Annotated in this window: 21 protein-coding genes and 1 riboswitch; of the genes, 2 read left to right on the top strand and 19 right to left on the bottom strand. The window is 33.8% G+C overall.

What is annotated here, in order from left to right; genetic code table 11:
• Positions 1 to 9: 9 nt before the first annotated feature.
• The 6 genes from AB1K81_RS05750 to AB1K81_RS05775 all read right to left on the bottom strand — a co-directional run bounded on the left by AB1K81_RS05750 (position 10) and on the right by AB1K81_RS05775 (position 5,665).
• Complete coding sequence (locus AB1K81_RS05750; RefSeq protein WP_412975670.1) at positions 10 to 1,290, bottom strand: Glu/Leu/Phe/Val family dehydrogenase; 1,281 nt, start codon at positions 1,288 to 1,290, stop codon at positions 10 to 12.
• A gap of 173 nt (positions 1,291 to 1,463) precedes the next feature.
• The gene (locus AB1K81_RS05755; protein ID WP_412975671.1) at positions 1,464 to 2,042 is read right to left on the bottom strand and encodes a genetic competence negative regulator; all 579 of its coding nucleotides are present in this window, start codon (positions 2,040 to 2,042) and stop codon (positions 1,464 to 1,466) included.
• A 149-nt stretch (positions 2,043 to 2,191) separates the two neighbouring features.
• The gene (locus AB1K81_RS05760; protein WP_412975672.1) at positions 2,192 to 2,494 is read right to left on the bottom strand and encodes a hypothetical protein; all 303 of its coding nucleotides are present in this window, start codon (positions 2,492 to 2,494) and stop codon (positions 2,192 to 2,194) included.
• 1 nt (position 2,495) lies between these two features.
• The gene (locus tag AB1K81_RS05765) at positions 2,496 to 3,071 is read right to left on the bottom strand and encodes a CPBP family intramembrane glutamic endopeptidase (RefSeq protein WP_412975673.1); all 576 of its coding nucleotides are present in this window, start codon (positions 3,069 to 3,071) and stop codon (positions 2,496 to 2,498) included.
• A 1-nt stretch (position 3,072) separates the two neighbouring features.
• On the bottom strand, positions 3,073 to 4,605 hold the full coding sequence (locus AB1K81_RS05770; protein ID WP_412975674.1) for a RecQ family ATP-dependent DNA helicase: 1,533 nt from the start codon (positions 4,603 to 4,605) through the stop codon (positions 3,073 to 3,075).
• Positions 4,598 to 5,665, bottom strand: a complete 1,068-nt coding sequence (locus tag AB1K81_RS05775) for a YpbB family protein (protein ID WP_412975675.1) — start codon at positions 5,663 to 5,665, stop codon at positions 4,598 to 4,600. The genes AB1K81_RS05770 and AB1K81_RS05775 overlap by 8 nt, the downstream gene beginning before the upstream one ends.
• 134 nt (positions 5,666 to 5,799) lie before the next feature.
• Between AB1K81_RS05775 and AB1K81_RS05780 the strand changes: the two genes are divergently transcribed.
• Positions 5,800 to 6,054: a ferredoxin gene (locus AB1K81_RS05780; protein WP_412975676.1), complete on the top strand. Its 255-nt coding sequence runs from the start codon at positions 5,800 to 5,802 to the stop codon at positions 6,052 to 6,054.
• A gap of 17 nt (positions 6,055 to 6,071) precedes the next feature.
• Here AB1K81_RS05780 and AB1K81_RS05785 read toward each other — a convergent pair whose 3' ends face one another.
• From AB1K81_RS05785 to AB1K81_RS05845, 13 genes are all read right to left on the bottom strand, one after another.
• Positions 6,072 to 6,581 (bottom strand): ECF transporter S component, encoded by a 510-nt coding sequence (locus AB1K81_RS05785; protein WP_412975677.1) that lies wholly within the window; start codon positions 6,579 to 6,581, stop codon positions 6,072 to 6,074.
• Positions 6,582 to 6,586: 5 nt separating this feature from the next.
• A complete protein-coding gene (locus AB1K81_RS05790) occupies positions 6,587 to 7,009 on the bottom strand; it encodes a DUF4430 domain-containing protein (protein ID WP_412975678.1) in 423 nt (140 codons plus the stop codon).
• 154 nt (positions 7,010 to 7,163) lie between these two features.
• Positions 7,164 to 7,344: riboswitch (cobalamin riboswitch) on the bottom strand.
• A gap of 47 nt (positions 7,345 to 7,391) precedes the next feature.
• Positions 7,392 to 9,161 carry an ATP-binding protein gene (locus tag AB1K81_RS05795; protein WP_412975679.1) on the bottom strand — a complete coding sequence of 590 codons (1,770 nt, stop codon included), beginning with the start codon at positions 9,159 to 9,161 and terminating at the stop codon, positions 7,392 to 7,394.
• On the bottom strand, positions 9,161 to 9,877 hold the full coding sequence (locus AB1K81_RS05800) for a response regulator transcription factor (protein WP_412975680.1): 717 nt from the start codon (positions 9,875 to 9,877) through the stop codon (positions 9,161 to 9,163). Before AB1K81_RS05800 ends, AB1K81_RS05795 begins: the two co-directional genes overlap by 1 nt.
• Positions 9,878 to 9,985: 108 nt before the next feature.
• A complete protein-coding gene (gene ccsB / locus AB1K81_RS05805; RefSeq protein ID WP_412975681.1) occupies positions 9,986 to 11,179 on the bottom strand; it encodes a c-type cytochrome biogenesis protein CcsB in 1,194 nt (397 codons plus the stop codon).
• Between the two features lie 20 nt (positions 11,180 to 11,199).
• Positions 11,200 to 12,915, bottom strand: a complete 1,716-nt coding sequence (resB, locus tag AB1K81_RS05810; RefSeq protein WP_412975682.1) for a cytochrome c biogenesis protein ResB — start codon at positions 12,913 to 12,915, stop codon at positions 11,200 to 11,202.
• Between the two features lie 17 nt (positions 12,916 to 12,932).
• Positions 12,933 to 13,511 carry a thiol-disulfide oxidoreductase ResA gene (resA, locus tag AB1K81_RS05815; RefSeq protein ID WP_412975683.1) on the bottom strand — a complete coding sequence of 193 codons (579 nt, stop codon included), beginning with the start codon at positions 13,509 to 13,511 and terminating at the stop codon, positions 12,933 to 12,935.
• Positions 13,512 to 13,562: 51 nt separating this feature from the next.
• Positions 13,563 to 14,306, bottom strand: coding sequence for a pseudouridine synthase (locus tag AB1K81_RS05820; RefSeq protein ID WP_412975684.1), 744 nt, complete (start codon positions 14,304 to 14,306; stop codon positions 13,563 to 13,565).
• A 91-nt stretch (positions 14,307 to 14,397) separates the two neighbouring features.
• Positions 14,398 to 14,928, bottom strand: coding sequence for a spore maturation protein (locus AB1K81_RS05825; RefSeq protein WP_412975685.1), 531 nt, complete (start codon positions 14,926 to 14,928; stop codon positions 14,398 to 14,400).
• A gap of 1 nt (position 14,929) precedes the next feature.
• Positions 14,930 to 15,517 carry a nucleoside recognition domain-containing protein gene (locus AB1K81_RS05830; protein ID WP_412975686.1) on the bottom strand — a complete coding sequence of 196 codons (588 nt, stop codon included), beginning with the start codon at positions 15,515 to 15,517 and terminating at the stop codon, positions 14,930 to 14,932.
• A 1-nt stretch (position 15,518) separates the two neighbouring features.
• Complete coding sequence (locus AB1K81_RS05835) at positions 15,519 to 16,619, bottom strand: D-alanyl-D-alanine carboxypeptidase family protein (RefSeq protein ID WP_412975687.1); 1,101 nt, start codon at positions 16,617 to 16,619, stop codon at positions 15,519 to 15,521.
• Positions 16,620 to 16,861: 242 nt separating this feature from the next.
• The gene (scpB, locus tag AB1K81_RS05840) at positions 16,862 to 17,449 is read right to left on the bottom strand and encodes an SMC-Scp complex subunit ScpB (protein WP_412975688.1); all 588 of its coding nucleotides are present in this window, start codon (positions 17,447 to 17,449) and stop codon (positions 16,862 to 16,864) included.
• A 1-nt stretch (position 17,450) separates the two neighbouring features.
• Complete coding sequence (locus AB1K81_RS05845) at positions 17,451 to 18,194, bottom strand: segregation/condensation protein A (RefSeq protein WP_412975689.1); 744 nt, start codon at positions 18,192 to 18,194, stop codon at positions 17,451 to 17,453.
• A gap of 159 nt (positions 18,195 to 18,353) precedes the next feature.
• Between AB1K81_RS05845 and AB1K81_RS05850 the strand changes: the two genes are divergently transcribed.
• Positions 18,354 to 18,443, top strand: coding sequence for a YjcZ family sporulation protein (locus AB1K81_RS05850; RefSeq protein ID WP_412975690.1), 90 nt, complete (start codon positions 18,354 to 18,356; stop codon positions 18,441 to 18,443).
• Positions 18,444 to 18,524: the final 81 nt, after the last annotated feature.

Below are 18,524 nucleotides of genomic sequence, written 5' to 3' on the forward strand. Positions count from 1 at the left end.
TCATACAAGTTATACCCAGCCACGGAAGCGAGATGCTTCAGCCATTTTTCTAACTCCAACCATGTATGCAGCTAAACGCATATCAATTCTTCTTGTTTCAGCTGTATCATATATGGTATTAAAAGCCTTTGTCATCGTTTGGTAAAGTCTTTCATCAATTTCTTCTTCCGTCCAATAAAAACCTTGGTTGTTTTGAACCCATTCAAAATAAGATACTGTAACGCCACCAGCAGAAGCAAGTACGTCAGGGACGAGTAAAATCCCTCTTTCAGTTAGGATTTTAGTTGCTTCCATTGTAGTTGGTCCATTCGCCGCTTCCACAACAATAGTTGCTTTTATGTTATTCGCATTTTCTTTTGTAATTTGATTTTCTACAGCTGCAGGTACAAGTATATCACATTCTTGTTCCAATAATTCTTTATTTGTAATGGTATTATTAAATAATTTCGTGACAGTACCAAAGCTATCTCTACGGTCTAATAGATAATCAATATCTAACCCTTCAGGGTCATATAACCCACCATATGCATCTGAAATGCCAACAACGATAGCACCAGCATCATGTAAAAACTTCGATAAAAAGCTTCCAGCGTTTCCAAACCCTTGTACAATTACTTTTGCACCTTTAACATCAATGTTGCGTTTCTTAGCAGCTTCATTGATACAAATTGTAACACCTTTTGCCGTTGCAGATTCTCTACCATGTGAACCGCCTAGTACTATTGGTTTTCCTGTAATGAAACCAGGGCTATTAAATTCATCAATTCTACTGTATTCATCCATCATCCATGCCATAATTTGAGAGTTAGTGAAAACATCTGGTGCAGGAATGTCTTTCGTTGGTCCAACAATTTGACTAACTGCTCTTACATATCCACGACTTAAAGCTTCTAGCTCACGGAATGACATTTCACGTGGGTCGCAAATTATGCCACCTTTACCACCACCATAGGGTAGGTCAACTATTCCAGCTTTTAAACTCATCCATATAGATAATGCCTTTACTTCTCTTTCCGTTACATCGGGATGGAATCTGATTCCACCTTTTGTAGGTCCTACAGCATCATTGTGTTGTGCACGATATCCAGTGAAGATTTTAGTTGATCCATCATCCATACGTACAGGTATACGAACTGTCATCATACGAAGTGGCTCTTTTAACAACTCATAAACTTCATCAGGGTAACCCAGTTTCTCCAGTGCATTTTTTACAACAGTTTGTGTTGAGTTAAGTACATCCATTTGATCATTTTTCTCTTTGGTAGAATCTGCTGCTTTTTCGGCTACCATGAATTTACCTCCTAAGGAACATATAAATATTTATAATAGCTATTCTCAGAGATTAGTATACACGTTAAAAACAAATATGCAATATAAAAACCCTCTTTTTCTTATTAATTTTATAAAAAATGTAAACGCTTACTACTATATATCATTTCTAATAATATTATAAAAATACTGAATTAATTAAAAGCCTTCATAATGGTTTCGATTGCATTTGATTTAATAATAATTTTCCCATATTCTTTAAGTCGATAAGACGTAACAATACTAGGATTTGAGAACTCTGACATGAGTGCAATAATATTTTCTTTATTATTACCTCCTAGTTCATCTCGTCTTAGAAGCATATAATAGCGGCTTCCCATATAAAATATTTGTCCGCCATTTACAGATAACGTGTTTAAATAGGAAGATACTTGTATTATGCTTTCAAAATCATCAAATGAAAAAATTAACTCTCTGCTCTCGTCTAGTGTAACCTTCATTTCAATGAAATCCTCATCCCAATCTATATTATCAGCGTTTTGCGTCACAATAACATGCATACCTTGTGCTTGCATAAGATAGACTTGCACATAAAGCTTACCCTCAAGTTCAAAACCTAACTCTGAACTTGCTTCATACATAACATCTGTAAAGAGGTTCTGGATGCTTGTAGCATCAGTTAACAACTCCTCCTTATTAAATCCCCGCTCTACCAAATCATCAAACGTTAAAAATATTGTAAATTGACTACTGGACACCCTTTCAATACGCACATAGCATCCTCCTCAAATGAACAAAATATTCCTCTTCAAAGGTTAGCCTATCTAGCTACAATGAAATTGTTTTTATTAGTATATGCTTTTTTATAAATTGTTGAACGTTATACAAGTTAACTTTTACATAAGGAGAAATTCATTATTTTTTAAAAAGAAATCATCCCATCCCCTAGAATAAAAAGGATAACCAATACGGCTAGTAGTAATACTACAACAAAAGCTAATCTTAAAAAAGGTTTTGTAATTTTTAAATGTGTTCTTTTTCTCTTATGGCCGTGAACCTCTTTTCTTGGGGGAAGATTTAGTACACTAATATCTTTCTGATTTGTACTGTCAACATTATGATCTTCATCTGGAATTACCTCTCTTTGATGTCGGTTCAATTCACTTAAAATAGTTTTTAGCTCATCAGCTTGATCTTGGCTATTCGTTGTTTTAGTATCTTCCATGTTAATCACCCCAAATCTTATAACGGATAAGTAATCCTAATAAAAAATCAATTAAAAAATGTGTGGTTATGGTAACGACTAAACTACCAGTAATTATATATATATACCCAATTACAAAGCTTACTAATAAAACAGAAATCAAAAGGATAGGCTTACGTAAATATCGCACATGTACCAATGCAAAGGTAATACTTGCAATAAGATAGCCATAATTCGTTTGTAAAACACCACGGAATAATAGTTCTTCTGAGACTGCTACTAATAATGTAATAAGAAAAATTTTAGGGAGAGAAATATTAGTAAAGATTCGTTTATTAATACCACCGTCATCATAGTACGAATTCGATAAAGAGGAAATCATTATGAGGTCAATAAGTACAATAACAATTCCCGGTACTATACCGAAATAAACTATTTCTTTCAGATTTACTGTAAATAAATTTATCCAATCAGCAAAACGCTCAAATAGAATAAAACTCAATATAACCGATATCAATAATAACAATATTTGTGAAAAGACAACTGCTTTTCTCAATTTTTGATCTGTAAGCTGCTTTGCGATTTCTGATTGCTTCATATTACTCTCCTATTAACAATAAACGCTTTAATTTAATTTCCCATGATTGTGTTGACCTGTTTTTATTCGTCTGATCTGGTTTAAAGCTTTGCAGATTAATTCCGCAGTTACTACAACAATATTCATCAATCTTTGTATAGACTTTTTGGAATTTTGTATAAAGTTTTTCTCTTAAACAGCCTTCTGCCTGGATCCATCTTAATATATCATTTAACTTGGATTGCTTTAATAGCAGTCGTTCATCACGAATATTCTGAATTAGTTTAAATGTTTGTTCAATTTTACTTTGGTCATATTTTAAACCATTTTCTAAATTGATGCCATGTTTATCTAATTGAAAAGAAATAAATCTCCATTGTACCTCACTAACTTCAAAAAATGATTCAATTTCCTCAATATTATGTGGCAAAGATAAATTATTTTTTTGATAGGAATGTATGCCTCGATAGACACGCATTAAATCCTCATCTGATGGTAGCTCACTTTCTATCATTTGCTTTGGTAAGAAAATATCTTGCTTACTATACAATAGAATACTAACACTTTGATGACCGTCTCTACCCGCCCTACCTATTTCTTGAATAAAGGATTCTAGTTGACCTGGAAAATGATAATGAAATACAAATCGAATGTTATTTTTATTGATCCCCATTCCAAATGCACTAGTACAACAAATTATGTCTATTTGGTCATTCATAAACTGTTGTTGTATTGCAATACGATCCATTTGTTCCATGCCACCGTGATAATAGGCAATCCGATGGTCAGGAAGCCTCTCAGAAAGTATGTGTGAAACATTTTCAGCTGCAGATTTACTAGAGAAATATATTAAAGAAGGCATCTTTCTTTCCTTAAGAACACTAGTAATTATTTCCAGCTTTTCTTCGTTATTTACCACTTCCTGAACGGAAAGAGCAATGTTAGTTCTATCCATAGGAAAGACATGTTTGATCATAGATGGGCGTTTAAGTGAAGAAATAATATCTTCTTGTACTTCATTAGTTGCCGTTGCACTTAATGCCAGAACAGGCGGATTACCTAACATTTCAGTAATAGTATCTAATTTTTGATAATCTGGTCTAAATTCATGCCCCCATTGTGAAATACAATGGGCTTCATCTACAACAAACAAACTAACAGAAAGACTTTGCAAATAGGATTGAAGTTCCTTCTGTTGTAATATTTCTGGCGATACGTAGATTAATTTATACTTGTTTATGTTCCGGAATATATATTTTCTATTTTCATAATCTAAAAAACTATTAATTGCGACTGCTTCTTTATAATTCTTAGCTTTTAACTCTTTTACTTGATCCATCATTAAAGAAATTAATGGTGATACTACAATCGTTATACCGTCAAGAAGTCTGGACGGTAACTGGTAACAAATTGATTTACCTGTACCAGTTGGAAGAATGCCTAATACATCTTTTCCATCTAAACAATCAGAAATAATCTCCTTTTGACCAGTTCGAAATTCCGAATATCCGAAATAATGTTCAAGTTCATTTTCTAACGATAACCTTTTATACATAGCCTTCTTCCTCCGGTAATAGCCCCTTTAATCTCGTAAGAACAAGCCTAATTTGGAAATAACTTATTGTTTCCCTGCAATTTTCTTTAATCGTTTTTAGTTTCAAGGTTTGCTTCTTTCTAACGACTTTTATTATTTCTTCTTGTTCCTCTAGCGATACAAAGCCTAAAATATCAAATTTAGAGTCATACAAAGCAATCTCAACAATATGGTCGTAAATTGTATTTATTTTTAAATTTCTTTTTCTAGCTATATCTTCTATACTACCTTGATTCTTTAATAATTGATACGTTTGGTGTGCTGTTTTCGTAATAAATTTACTGTTATCGCTAATTTGGATTAATTGTGAAAGTATACTATATTTCTCAATATTATTTTCTATTAACGCTAACAAGTGATGGGTAATGGCCAATAATAATATATTGGCATCTTCTATTGTCAGCTCATATTCCTTTGCTAATTGGTTCATACTCATTCCATAATGGCGATAACCACTTAGTCGGTCAACGAAAAAGTTTGCCTCTAAGCTAGATATACTTGAAAATAGATGATGTAGTTCTTCATACAACCTTTTAGCAGTGTTTTTATTTCTATTGTTACGATAGAAATTTTTGACCCAATTGCTAATATCTTGATTATCAATAACAGGAATAAATGAAGAATAATTTGATTGAATATTAGAATACGTTTGGACTAGTAAATACAATCTCTCTAAAAATGTATGGTCCTTTCCGGACATAGCTAATCCATTTACACTATTATATATTGAAGTATCCAAATATTTATTTAATATTTGCTTTCCATTTAAAGTTATCTCATAGAAACCATCCGTGTCTAGTTTAATAAGCCAGCCATTTTCAGTCATTTTATTAATCGTATTAATAAACGATTGTCTCGAAAATGATTGATATATACCATAGTACTTTTCTACCTGAAATAGCCTTGCATCATGAACAGATTGTATAGATTTTTTTCCCGTAATTACATGATATATTCCAAAAACAGAACGGTTTGTTTTAATACGATCGATACAATCTAATAAAAGCCCTTCGATATACATATTTTTAACCCCTCTTTAAAACATACTTCTATCATATCATTGATGGGATAGTTGAATAATAATAATTTACATTTTACAATAGAAAGTAGCACCTGTTTTTATAGTGATTAGAGTTATGTGAGAGGATAGGAATAATGAGAGTTAAATATACCATTGTAGATAAAGATACATGTATTGCCTGTGGTGCTTGTGGGGTAACTTGCCCATTGCTGTTCGATTATGATGATGAAGGTATAGCCTTTGTTATGATAGATAATAATACTGGGAATAGAGAAATTCCAGAAGAATTAGAAGATGATGTTCTAGATGCTTATGAAGGGTGTCCCAGTGACTCCATTAAAATAGCAGAGCATCCTTTTGAGGAGAATCCGTTAAAGTATGAAGATTGATGTTAGAACACCAACATTTAGTTGGTGTTCATATGTTTTTGGATATATATTTGAAAAATGAATGAGATTGTTGGATATAACAGTACCATGATAACTGTATTACCAATTGCATGATACGTATCGAATGGTAATCCAGCCAAATAATAGACAAGGAACCCTTGCCCAGTAATTTGGTAGTTTGTTAAAGAAATGATGAAACCATACAAGTACCCACTAAAAATAGCAAGAATTAAGACAACATAGAACGGAATTTTTTTCATTGTCTTACCAATTACTCCACTGATAATTCCTATTAATCCCCAGGAAATAATTTGCCAAATAGTCCAAATACCTGTTCCTAGAATCATATTAGATAAAAAAGTGATTAAAATGGATAAAATCATACCTGCAACTGGACCTAAGAAAATTCCACTTATGATTATTACTGAAGTTACGGGTTGAACATTAGGTATAACACTTAACAGAATACGTCCAACTACAGCTAATGCTGCAAGTAAAGCTAAAAGGGTAATTTTATAGATATTCAATTAGCTCATTCCCAAGATTGATAATCGAAATTAATAATGTCTCCATCTTTAAGTTCGACTTCAGCTGCACCTACCATTGACATTTCACCATTAATGGAAAACATCCATGACATTTTCTTTTCTTCATCTAACGCTAATCCCTCAAGTGAATTAATAAATCCACCTTCTTCTTCAATATCAAAGTTCGCTTTCATAACATCCAATAAATTGTCGCCTTCTTCAATTTCTACTTCTTTTTCTTCTAATACCTCGGCTTCTTTATTTTTAGAAAGGACTATTCTAACTGTAGCTTCTTCTTGTTGTTCACTGTTTTCGGCTGTGTTATTTTGATTCTGAGATGCATTATTTGATGAATCATTAGTTCCACAAGCCGTAAGAACTACTAATGTAATTGTTACAGTAAGCAGTTTTAATAGTATTGATTTCATTATTGTCTCCTCCATGTCATAAATTAGAGAACAGGTGCATAAAAAAAGAGCTAACCCCGTAACTAGTTAACTCTTTTGACAGTCTGTAAACAAAAAAAGCATAAATAAGCCTATTATGTACAAGATTGTCTCAATTGTCCTATCCCCGGGATCATTGATACAAAAGATACTGGCAGGTCTACTGACTTGTGACTACGAACCTACTCTAAGCCCTTCCCATAGATTTCTCTACAGTGGTTGTCGCTTATTTCGTCATCACTTTACAGTTGCGAGGACAGTTCTAGACTTTCACTAGATTCCCTTTTAAGAAAATCACCAATATCAAAACGCTTGTATTCAATTCTAATAATTATAGTAACACACAATTTTTAAAATACAAGACTTATATCTCATCATCTTTCGGAAGTATGAAATTAAACGTTGTTCCAACATTAATTTTACTTTTCACGGTAATGGTACCTTTATGAGATTTCACGATATTTTTAGCAATAGAAAGGCCGAGCCCAGTCCCTTTCACATGCTTATTTCTCGTTCTAGATTTATCTGCTTTATAAAAACGTTCAAATACAAAAGGTAAATCTTCTTCCGGTATCCCACTACCACTATCTTCAATGGAAACTGAAAATCCATTTTCATCATTGGTAACGGAAACTTTTACATATCCATCTTCTTTAGTATGACGGATGGCGTTATCAATTAGATTAGTAAACACTTGTTCAATACGGTCTGGATCAAAATATGCAAATGATTGTGAAACATCCTTAATAAGTTTGAAATCTACCTGATTCTCGGTAGCAATGCCTTGAAACTTACGATAAATTCGTTCGATGTAAGGAGTAACCTCTACCTTTTCTGTATTTAAGGTTAAGTGACCAGCTTCCATACTAGCCATATCTAGTAACTCATTTACTAATCGGCTTAGCCTTAATGATTCTTCATAAATTATTTGAGCTAATTCATTTTTTTCCTCTTTACTATCAGCGATATCATCTACTATAGCTTCACTGTATCCTTGCAACATTGAAATTGGTGTTCTGAGTTCATGAGAGACATTGGCAATGAAATCTTTTCTTAATTTATCTAATCTACGTTCCTCTGTCATATCACGAATAACCGCTACCGCTCCACGAATATATGACTGGTCGTATAAAGGAGTCATAATCATAACCCATGTTCTACCTTGTAAGGTTATTTCCTCAATTACTTCTTTTTCCCCTTCAATAACTTGTTGAAGGGTATCCATTAATTCATTTGGTAATTTAAGCTGTCCGGAATCTCTTGATAAATTTTTTTCAAAATACCAATCATCCATAAACATTTCAGCAGGTTGATTTGTTGCAATAATATCTCCATTGCGACTTAGTGTAATAACACCATCTGCCATTGAATTAACAATACTCGATAATTGCTCCTTCTCCTGTCTAAGTGCATTAATATGGAATTTCAACTGTCTTCCCATATGATTAAAAGCCATTGCTAATTCACCTATTTCATCATGGGTCAAAATAGGAACCTTCGTATTAAATTCACCTCTTGTTAAATCAAAGGCAGCTTCTCTCATCTTGATAAGTGGTGAGGTTATGCGAGTGGATAGGAAAAAGGCAAAAATGGTTGTTAAAACGATTGCAATTGCCGCTGCACCTAAAATAATTTTAGTAGTTTCAGCTTTTGTCCTATCAACAATAGCAAGTGATTGATAAACTAAAACAACTGCATCCGTATTAGGTACTGCTTTTCCAACTAACATTATACCCGGTTCTTGTTCGGAACCCTCAATCTCGTCCTTGAGAGTATCGTTAGAGGAATTAATATTGTCTACATTAGAATGATCAATTATCCATTTGTCTTCTAAACTCGCTAACTGTTGGTCATCGGTATCAGAACTCCAATAATCTCCATCAGAAAATAAAATAATTACCTTGCTGGACGGGTCTTTTACCCGTTCAGTCGTTTCACGTACTAAAGATTTATCTTCATGATTTTCTACCATAACAGATACTTTCGTTGCCGTTTGCAACAAGTCTGCTTCAGCTTCTTGAACATGGAAGTTTTCAAAAAACTCCAGTAAAAATACAGTTAATATAAATAGAACAAAAGAAACTAGCAATAATATAGTTACTGCTAGCTTCCCAACTACACTACGCCAAAACATTATTCATCATCTACCTCAAACTTGTATCCAACACCCCATACCGTTACGATCATTTTAGCAGCTTTTTTGGACACTGTATTTAATTTTTCGCGAAGACGTTTAACATGTGTGTCAACAGTTCTTAAATCACCAAAGAATTCATATTGCCAAACATCTTTTAACAACTGTTCTCGGTTAAAAACTTTATCCGGTGACTTAGCTAAGTAGCACAATAGTTCATACTCTTTAGGGGTAAGTGCTACTTCCTGTCCGTCAGCCGTAACACGATGTGCATCATGATCAATAGTTAAATGTGGAAAGACTAGTAAATCTTTTGTCTGTGAATTTAACTCTTGATTCAATTGTGCTCCTGTACGACGTAATAATGCCTTAACACGAAGTACTACTTCTCTAGGACTAAATGGCTTAACAATATAATCATCAGTCCCTACTTCAAACCCTTGTACCCGGTTCGTTTCTTCACCTTTTGCTGTAAGCATAATAACCGGGGTATTCTTTTCTTTTCTAAGTTCTTGGCATACTTCTATACCATCCATTTCTGGCATCATTATATCTAATAGGATCACATCATAATTTTTCTCTAATGCCAACCTTAAGCCCTCAGTTCCATTTTCAGCCTCTTCTACAACTAAATCTTCACGTTCTAAATACATCCGAATTAGTCGGCGGATTCTTTCTTCATCATCAACTACAAGTACTCTTGTACTATTTTCCATTGATTTGCTCCCCCTTATTAAATCTATTATTTAGTATAAACCAACCTTCTTTAAATGTATGAGAAAACATGACATTGTACTAAAAATGTCATGTTTTATGAAGAATAATTATGCGTAAGAGTGCAAACCTGCGAGTACTAAATTAACTACAATTAAGTTAAACATGATGATACCAAACCCTATAACTGCTAACCAAGCAGATTTTTCTCCATGCCAACCACGAGACAACCTTAAATGTAAATACGCAGCATAGAAGAACCACGTAACTAAAGCCCAAACCTCTTTTGGATCCCATCCCCAGAAGCGCCCCCATGCTTTTTCAGCCCAAATGGATGCGAAAATTAATCCTCCTAAAGTAAAAACGGGAAAACCAATTGCAACTGAGCGATAATTAATTTCATCTACCAGATCTAGTTTAACACTTTTAAGTAATGGTTGGATTAATGCTCCAACTCGTTTTCTAAAAATTAACCGTACTAATCCGTATAGAATAGAACCAGCTAAAAACGACCATATTACCGTATTAAATTTTTTGCCTGCATCAGCTCCATGCATCCATGAAGGCGTTTCAAACCAAGGCTTCATAACGTCTTCCGTTAACAAAGTACCATCATATGGTGCGGCTATCGGTGGTAATGTATATTCTGTTTCTACAACTTCATCATTTAGCGGATATTCAAAGTTAGCACTGTAGTTCATCATGTTGAATACAGCAGAAATGACAATAAAACCAATAACTAGAAAAATTGAATATAAAACTACTTCAAGCCATATAACACGACTTGAGCGCTTGTTTTGATCAATATTATAAATCAAGTAAATTATACCAGCAACAAAACTAATGAATAAAATCCCTGATCCTAACGCCACAGTTGTTACATGAATATATAACCAATGGCTTTGTAGCGATGGAACTAGTGGCGCAATAGCTGTCGGGAACATGACTGCATATCCGATAAATATTAACGCAATAGGTAATGCAAATAAACCTAAAATATTTAACCTATAAATAAAGTAAATAATGATAAAGGCTAATACTAAGCACATTCCTAAGAACGTAACAAATTCGAACATATTACTCACTGGAGCATGTCCCGAAGCCATCCATCTTGTAATAAAATAAGTTAGTTGAGCAAGGAAGCCTAGTATAGTAATGGAAATTGCTAATATCCCTACAAAACCTGATTTCTTATTATCTGTATGTTTATCACGAATGGTACCACCAAAAAACAATGTCGCTACCAAGTATAATACAAACGCTGTATAAAGCATGGTACTACTCGTACTCAATAAACTCTCCATGAGTTTCCTCCTTGTTACTATTAATCTTCTTTTTGATCTTGTACCATATTAATATTAGTATCTTCTAGTATTTTTTCTATATCTTTTTTCAAACCATACCAGTTTTTATTCGTATGACCAGCTAATAGAATGCCATTATGTTTAGGATGTATCCATACACGTCGATGCTGCCAATACATACCCTGTATTACACCAATCATAAAGATAATCGCGCCTATCATGAATAATGGTAGTGTGTTATCACGTTTAATACTTAGACCACTCTTACGATCAAATTCTATATTATCAATTAAGATACGATATTGATTTTCTCCTGTAGCGTCTATAGATGGTGCAAATGAACCAACTACATGTCCCATTGGTTGAAGGTCAACTACATTCGTATCAATTCCTAAATCTTCTGCAGATCCAATTACATCTCCGACAAAACTAATTTCCGGTTCTTCACTATCTGGTGGATATAAATTGAAAACAAATGCTGGATTATTAGACTCATTTGTTTCTGATTTTACTCCTTCGTTAGTCAGCTCATAATCCGGATAATACTCGACTACTTCAACTGTGAATCCATTTTCTAGCTCATACTTTGTTTGCAAATCAAATAGATTAATTGAGAATTCACCAAGTGCCTCTGCATCTGGGTCGTTCATTTCATAAATCTTAAATGTCATCTTAGAAAACTCATTTAATTGATAACCTTGTTGGTAAATGGTATAACTACCGATTTTTGCAGGGTTGTTCATACTAATTTCATATTCATCTACTTTTATCAGGTCTTCTTCAGCACCAAGAACTTCCGATTCCTCAGCATGATATATTGTAGCATTTGTTTGAAAATTACTAGGGATTACTCTACCTTCTAATTGAAGTGCTTCTTGGAATCGTTCATCATTTTCGTCATATGTATCTAGAATAAATTCATGGTTCTCGATATAGTATTCCCCACCAGTTCCAGGAATAACACGTGTTTCCCCTTCTCGTACCCATACATAATCTTCTAAATAGAAGAAGGATGTAGTCCGTAGGAGAGCCGCAATCAAAATAATTATAAGACCAATATGGTTTACATAAGGACCCCATCTAGAAAATCTTCCCTTTTCAGCAACAATATGTCCATCTTCTTCTTTAATTCGATAGCGTTGTTTTTTTAATCGCTCTTTAACAATTTCTACTTCTTCCATTGAAACGGTTTCTGTCTCACTATAGAATCGCTGTCTATTAATAAACGATTCATGTCTCTTTGCCCTTTGGCGTTTTAGAGCACGATACAGCGGAACAAAACGGTCGATACTACAAATAACTAATGATACACCTATAGCCGCAATTAGAATTAAATACCACCAAGAACTGTAAAGTCTATGAAAACCCAATTGATAATAAATTTGCCCGAATAACCCATACGTCTCTTTATAGAAAATAGCCGGATCCCTAGAAACAGCGTCCGCAGGAATATATTGCTCTAGAGGTAAAATAGTTCCGATTCCTGAAGCAACTAACGCAATAACAATCAACCAAACAGCAACTTTTACAGAAGAGAAGAAGTTCCATACCTTATCAATAACTGTTTTATTATACGTAGTTGATCTTCTCGCACTTCCCTCATAACGCATGTTCAGAAGTTTTTTCTTGTCATTACCATCAATATGTTGGTTTATATCAATTGGTTTACCACAGGCTTCACAAAGGACAGTACCCTCTGGATTGACATGTCCACATTCACACTTTATATGTTTCATATTTATCCCTCTCACAATTATGATTCAGAAGGTTGAATTTGTTTTAAATAGCTCTCTAATCGCTCTAACGTTAGAGCACCTTCCACAATTTCAACTATCTCTCCCTCCGGACTAATAAAAAAGGTACTTGGTATTGGACCAATTTTATATAAATCACGAACTTGGTCTTTAGTGTCATGAGGTATAGGGAAAGTTAAATTATACTTATCAATAAATTTATCCACTACAAATTCAGTTGCATCTAGACTTACCGCAATAATTTCTACACCTTTTTCCTTATACTCTGGGTATAAGGATTGCATATAAGGCATCTCTGCTTCGCAAGGCTCACACCAAGTTCCCCAGAAATTCAGCATGACACCTTTCCCCTTATAATCACTAAGACGAACTGTCTCTAATTCATTATGATTATTCACCTGGTTTAATTGGAAATCTGGAGCCATGTCTCCTGCCCTATAAATTGTTCTGTCTGCTGTAATATTAGTAACTAGTGCATAAACTACAGCTAGAAGGAGTAAGGCTAATATTACAGATCGGAATATTAATCTATTTCTTCGCTTATTCTTTTTATTTAGCTTTGCTTGTTCAATTTTCACATACATCACTCCCCGACCAATTATACCATTATTTGGTCAATGAAATTATGTCTAATCTTCAACAATTTGTGTGGCAAGGTTTATCATTTGCTTTACTTCTTTTGGAGTTAGCTTACGATATTCCCCGACACGCATCCCATCAAGAGTTAACATTCCATATCTTTCACGCTTTAGCTTCATTACTGGGTATCCTAATTGTTCCATCATTCGACGAACATGACGATTTTTTCCTTCTTGTAAAGTTAGCTCTAATATCATAGTATTTTTCTTTTTATCTGAAGATATCACTCGATACTTGATAGCCTTTAACAATTCTCCATTATCCTTTACACCCTTTCTTAGACGTCCAAGCTCAAGTTTCGAAGGAATACCTTTTATTTTTGCAACGTATACTTTTTCTACACCATGTTTCGGGTGCATAACCAAATTAGCAAATTCACCGTCATTTGTAAGAAGGAGAATTCCAGAAGTATCATAGTCTAATCTTCCCACAGGATAAATTCTTTCTTCAATTTCAGGAAAGAAATCCGTTACGACCTTTCTACCTTTTTCATCTTTCACACTTGAAATAACACCTCTTGGTTTATAAAAAAGGTAATGTACAGGAACTTCTTTTTCTAATTGAATACCATTAACTTCAATTTTGTCATCTGGACTAACCTTTGTACCTAGTTCAGTGACGACTTTATTATTAACTTTTACTTTTCCCTCCTCAATTAATTTTTCCGCTTTTCTTCTAGAAGTTACTCCACTTTGGGCAATAACTTTTTGTAAACGTTCATATGTATTTGACATAGTATCCACCAATTCCATTCTTTTTTTAAGCATAATAATAGCGCTAAGTTTATCTTAACGCTACATAAGTGATTTTATCCATTATCCGAGATTAACCAAACACTAAAGTTACAATAACTATCGCTGCTATTATACCAATTAAATCTGCTAAAAGTCCAACTTTAAGGGCGTAACCCATCTTCCGTATTCCCACAGCACCAAAATATACAGTTAAAATATACAGAGTTGTATCGGTGCTTCCTTGCATGGTAGATGCTAGTCTTCCAATAAAGGAATCTGGACCATGTGTAGCTATTAATTCAGTAGTAACTCCAAGTGCTGCAGATCCAGAAATAGGTTTTACTAGAGCAAGAGGCACGATTTCTGGTGGCACACCAAAAAATAGTAGAACAGGGGAAATTATATTAATAATAGCGTCTAATGCTCCTGAACTTCTAAAAACAGCAATAGCAACAATCATCCCTACTAAAAAAGGAAGCAAAGAAAAGGCCATTTTAACCCCTTCTTTCCCTCCCTCAACAAACAATTCATATGAAGGCACCTTTTTCCAAGTTGCAACTAGCAAGACTAACATAATAAATAGTGGAATGATCCATGTACTCACTTGTGAAATAAATACCATTTTATTTCTTCCTCCATGCACTTCTATAATAGAAAAACCTGTCAATCAGTATTGCACTGGAAGTAGAGATTAAGGTTGCTAGTATCGTTGTCCCTACAATTTCCGTTGGTGAAGCTGAATCATATTGCATCCTAATTGCTATAATGGTAGTTGGAATTAGCGTTAAACTAGAAGTGTTAATCGCTAGGAAGGTTATCATCGATCTAGATGCTTCATCTGTACCACTTAATTTTTTCATTTCTTCCATAGCCTTAATACCCATCGGAGTGGCGGCATTACCTAGACCAAATATATTTGCCGTAACATTAGAAAGTATGTAACCAATCGCTGGATGATCTTTTGGGATATCAGGGAAGAGTCTAACGACTATTGGTCTAAATAATTTTGCAAGACCTTTCAATATACCGGCTTCTTCTGCGATTTTCATTATCCCTAACCAAAATACTAATACACTGATAAGTCCGATTGATAACGTAACTGCTTCATTTGCACTTTCAAATATGGCTTTATTTACTTCATCCATCGTGCCATTAAACATAGCATAAATTATTCCTACAATTGCTAAAAAAGCCCAGATTAAATTTACCATGTTATCCCATCCTAAACACTTGTCTGAATAGAGAAATTATATTGGAGAAAAACGTATTCTCGGATTTTTGTTTTTTCTCTTGAAAAATAGCAACCTCCATTATTTCTTGGTTATTTAAATAGAATACTTGTTTTCCTATTATTAGTTCCTTACCAGGAAATGAATGTTCTAAAGGAACTAATTCTGTCTTAATTATTTCCTTTTCGCCGTCCTTCAATGGAAAAAGTGCATCATTATGGATATGACCTTCTATCTTTTCTTCTGGACCAATTGGAATATCTATCATTCCTTTCTCCCCAATTGGTTCCATCTTATAGGTATCAAATCCCCATTCAAACATGTTCATATGATCGCGCCAATCATCAGGGTCATCTAGTGTTACTGCAATTAAATTCATGCCATCTTTTGATGCGGTTGAGACAAGTGTTCTACCAGTTTGTTTTGTGAAGCCGGTCTTACCACCGGTGCAATATTTATACAAAGCAGTTAGTAATTTATTTTTATTACGCCAACTATACTCTCTTTTATCAGATTTATAGGATTTAGCCCCAGTAATCTTTTGAAACTCGTTGTTTTCCATCGCATAGCGCATTAATAAAGCCATATCGTAGGCAGATGAATAGTGTGTTTGAGAATCCAAACCATGTGGATTATCAAAATGGCTATTAGTCATTCCCAACCATTTAGCTTTTTCATTCATTAAATAAACAAAGCCCTCTTCGCTTCCTCCTACATGCTCTGCAATAGCAACCGCTGCATCATTACCCGATCGTAACATTAAACCATAAACTAAATCTTCAACTAGCATCTTTTCTCCTTCTTTTAAATAAATGGAAGAACCTTCCGTATAGACGGCATTTCTACTAGCAGTGGCCATTTCATCCATTTTTCCTGATTCGATTGCTATGATTGCAGTCATAATTTTAGTAATACTAGCAATATTTTGTTTTTCGTGTGCATTCTTCTCAAACAATATTCTTCCTGTAGATTGTTCGATAAGAACCGCATTATTTGCGGAAACACTTGGATTAGCATGTCCAATAAGCGGGAATGCTAAAGTGGAAATTATTAATGTAATCAGGGTTATTGCAATAAAACGCATTGTTTGTCCTCCCCAAAATCATGTCTATACATTTTATGCATGAGGGCACTTGATATGAATAAAATTGTACTACCTTTTTAGATTTAATCCTTCACCTAAATTTACAATAAACAGGACTAATTTCTACTACCCCAAAAATTTAAATACAAAAAATCCCGTACCATTTAAAATGATACGGGTATAAAGAGATTGAAGTTTTTACTTTTATCATGATAAATCAAAGAATATAATAGCAATAATAATTAATTATTGTTTGCTTCCTCAAGATCATTGAAGTGGTCGAAAAATAGGTCTGCTTCGTCTTCAAATTCTTCTGGGTCAAAATTATCTGGTAATGGTGGAAGCTCTTCTAAAGAGGTAAGACCAAAGTATGTTAAGAAATCTTTACTCGTTCCAAATAGAACCGGACGTCCCACTCCATCTTTTCTTCCAACTTCTTCAATTAAGGACCTCGCCAGTAATGTTTGAACAGGACGATCACTCTTAACCCCTCTAATTTCGTCTATTTCTGACCTCGTTATTGGTTGTCTGTATGCAATAATAGCAAGTGTTTCTAAAGCAGCTTGGGACATTCTACTTGACTGTGGTGATTCTACAAGCCTCTTATAATACTCACTATGCTCTGGTTTTGTGGTAAGATGGTATACATTATGAGACTCCATCATCATTATCCCTCTACTAGCATGCTCATAATCATACTTCAACTCTTCTACTAAATGTTCAACAGCTTTTTCCGAGATTTCCATAATTTTGGCGAGTTCTCTAATCGTTATTCCTTCATCACCACATGCAAATAGTAGCCCCTCTAATATGGCTTTAACATTTTTCATCTTATATTTCATCCCCTGAATAATATACATATAATGGTTCAAAATGCTTCGTCTGCTTACATGTTACTTCTTTAATCTTCATTAATTCTAAAATAGCCATAAATGTGACTACAATATGGGATTTAGTTCGATCTGTAAACAATTCATCAAACGTAATTCCCCCTCTAGCTTTTCCTTTAACTATTTGTAATACTTCTTCCATGCGATGTTCAATAGAAATTTCAGATTTTTGAATTCTAGTTTCAAGTGGTTCTTTCCATTTCTTTCTTTCAAGCATTTTGCCTAAGGCACCTAACATATCATATATAGAAATATCACCCTGAACCATGGTCTTTTCAATATTTAAGTTTTCAAAAATCACTGGAGGTCTAGTAAATGTTTGATGCGCTTCCAGTTCTTTTTCTTTAAATGTTTCAGCAGCCTCTTTAAACTTTCTATATTCGATTAATCGTTGCATTAGTTCTTCCCTAGGGTCTTCCATATATTCTTCATCAGTTTCTTCTATTTCTTGTTTAGGAAGTAACATTTGGCTTTTTATAGCTAAAAGTGTCGCTGCCATTACTAAGTATTCACTTGCAATATTTAATTCCAAGTGTTGCATTGTATGAATATAATTCATATATTGCTCAGTGATTTGGGCTACAGGGATATCATATATATCGATCTCATATTGATTAATTAAATGTAATAATAAATCAAGCGGACCTTCAAAAGTATCTAATTTTACTTGATAAGCTTGACTCATATTAGTCGCCCTTTCCAAAATACTTACAAGAACTAAAGATATTTTATCTTCACTTGTTTAAAACGCCTATACACAGGGATGGGTATCTACATAAGTTATTAACGTAAGATAAATGTTCCCCAAAACATTTATTCAAGTTTACAAAAGGAGGAATTTATAATGGGTGCAGGATATAATTATGGCGGAGGCTTTGCTTTAATCGTAGTGTTATTCATTTTATTAATTATTGTCGGTGCAGCTTGGTTATAAAATAGACTACGATTAATTTAACACCTTATTATTTCTTACAAAAATCAGCCCTATAACTGTAGGGCTGGTTTTTTTTAGAAA

The organism is Ornithinibacillus jepli (assembly GCF_047228935.1).
Taxonomy (GTDB): domain Bacteria; phylum Bacillota; class Bacilli; order Bacillales; family Amphibacillaceae; genus Ornithinibacillus.

Excerpts from the sequence above, each read along its gene's own strand:
- AB1K81_RS05750 (WP_412975670.1), bottom strand. The coding sequence starts at position 1,290 with ATGGTAGCCGAAAAAGCAGCAGATTCTACCAAAGAGAAAAATGATCAA.
- AB1K81_RS05760 (WP_412975672.1), bottom strand. The coding sequence starts at position 2,494 with ATGGAAGATACTAAAACAACGAATAGCCAAGATCAAGCTGATGAGCTA.
- AB1K81_RS05765 (WP_412975673.1), bottom strand. The coding sequence starts at position 3,071 with ATGAAGCAATCAGAAATCGCAAAGCAGCTTACAGATCAAAAATTGAGA.
- AB1K81_RS05770 (WP_412975674.1), bottom strand. The coding sequence starts at position 4,605 with ATGTATAAAAGGTTATCGTTAGAAAATGAACTTGAACATTATTTCGGA.
- AB1K81_RS05775 (WP_412975675.1), bottom strand. The coding sequence starts at position 5,665 with ATGTATATCGAAGGGCTTTTATTAGATTGTATCGATCGTATTAAAACA.
- AB1K81_RS05780 (WP_412975676.1), top strand. The coding sequence starts at position 5,800 with ATGAGAGTTAAATATACCATTGTAGATAAAGATACATGTATTGCCTGT.
- AB1K81_RS05790 (WP_412975678.1), bottom strand. The coding sequence starts at position 7,009 with ATGAAATCAATACTATTAAAACTGCTTACTGTAACAATTACATTAGTA.
- AB1K81_RS05795 (WP_412975679.1), bottom strand. The coding sequence starts at position 9,161 with ATGTTTTGGCGTAGTGTAGTTGGGAAGCTAGCAGTAACTATATTATTG.
- AB1K81_RS05800 (WP_412975680.1), bottom strand. The coding sequence starts at position 9,877 with ATGGAAAATAGTACAAGAGTACTTGTAGTTGATGATGAAGAAAGAATC.
- ccsB (WP_412975681.1), bottom strand. The coding sequence starts at position 11,179 with ATGGAGAGTTTATTGAGTACGAGTAGTACCATGCTTTATACAGCGTTT.
- resB (WP_412975682.1), bottom strand. The coding sequence starts at position 12,915 with ATGAAACATATAAAGTGTGAATGTGGACATGTCAATCCAGAGGGTACT.
- AB1K81_RS05820 (WP_412975684.1), bottom strand. The coding sequence starts at position 14,306 with ATGTCAAATACATATGAACGTTTACAAAAAGTTATTGCCCAAAGTGGA.
- AB1K81_RS05825 (WP_412975685.1), bottom strand. The coding sequence starts at position 14,928 with ATGGTATTTATTTCACAAGTGAGTACATGGATCATTCCACTATTTATT.
- AB1K81_RS05830 (WP_412975686.1), bottom strand. The coding sequence starts at position 15,517 with ATGGTAAATTTAATCTGGGCTTTTTTAGCAATTGTAGGAATAATTTAT.
- AB1K81_RS05835 (WP_412975687.1), bottom strand. The coding sequence starts at position 16,619 with ATGCGTTTTATTGCAATAACCCTGATTACATTAATAATTTCCACTTTA.
- scpB (WP_412975688.1), bottom strand. The coding sequence starts at position 17,449 with ATGAAAAATGTTAAAGCCATATTAGAGGGGCTACTATTTGCATGTGGT.
- AB1K81_RS05845 (WP_412975689.1), bottom strand. The coding sequence starts at position 18,194 with ATGAGTCAAGCTTATCAAGTAAAATTAGATACTTTTGAAGGTCCGCTT.
- AB1K81_RS05850 (WP_412975690.1), top strand. The coding sequence starts at position 18,354 with ATGGGTGCAGGATATAATTATGGCGGAGGCTTTGCTTTAATCGTAGTG.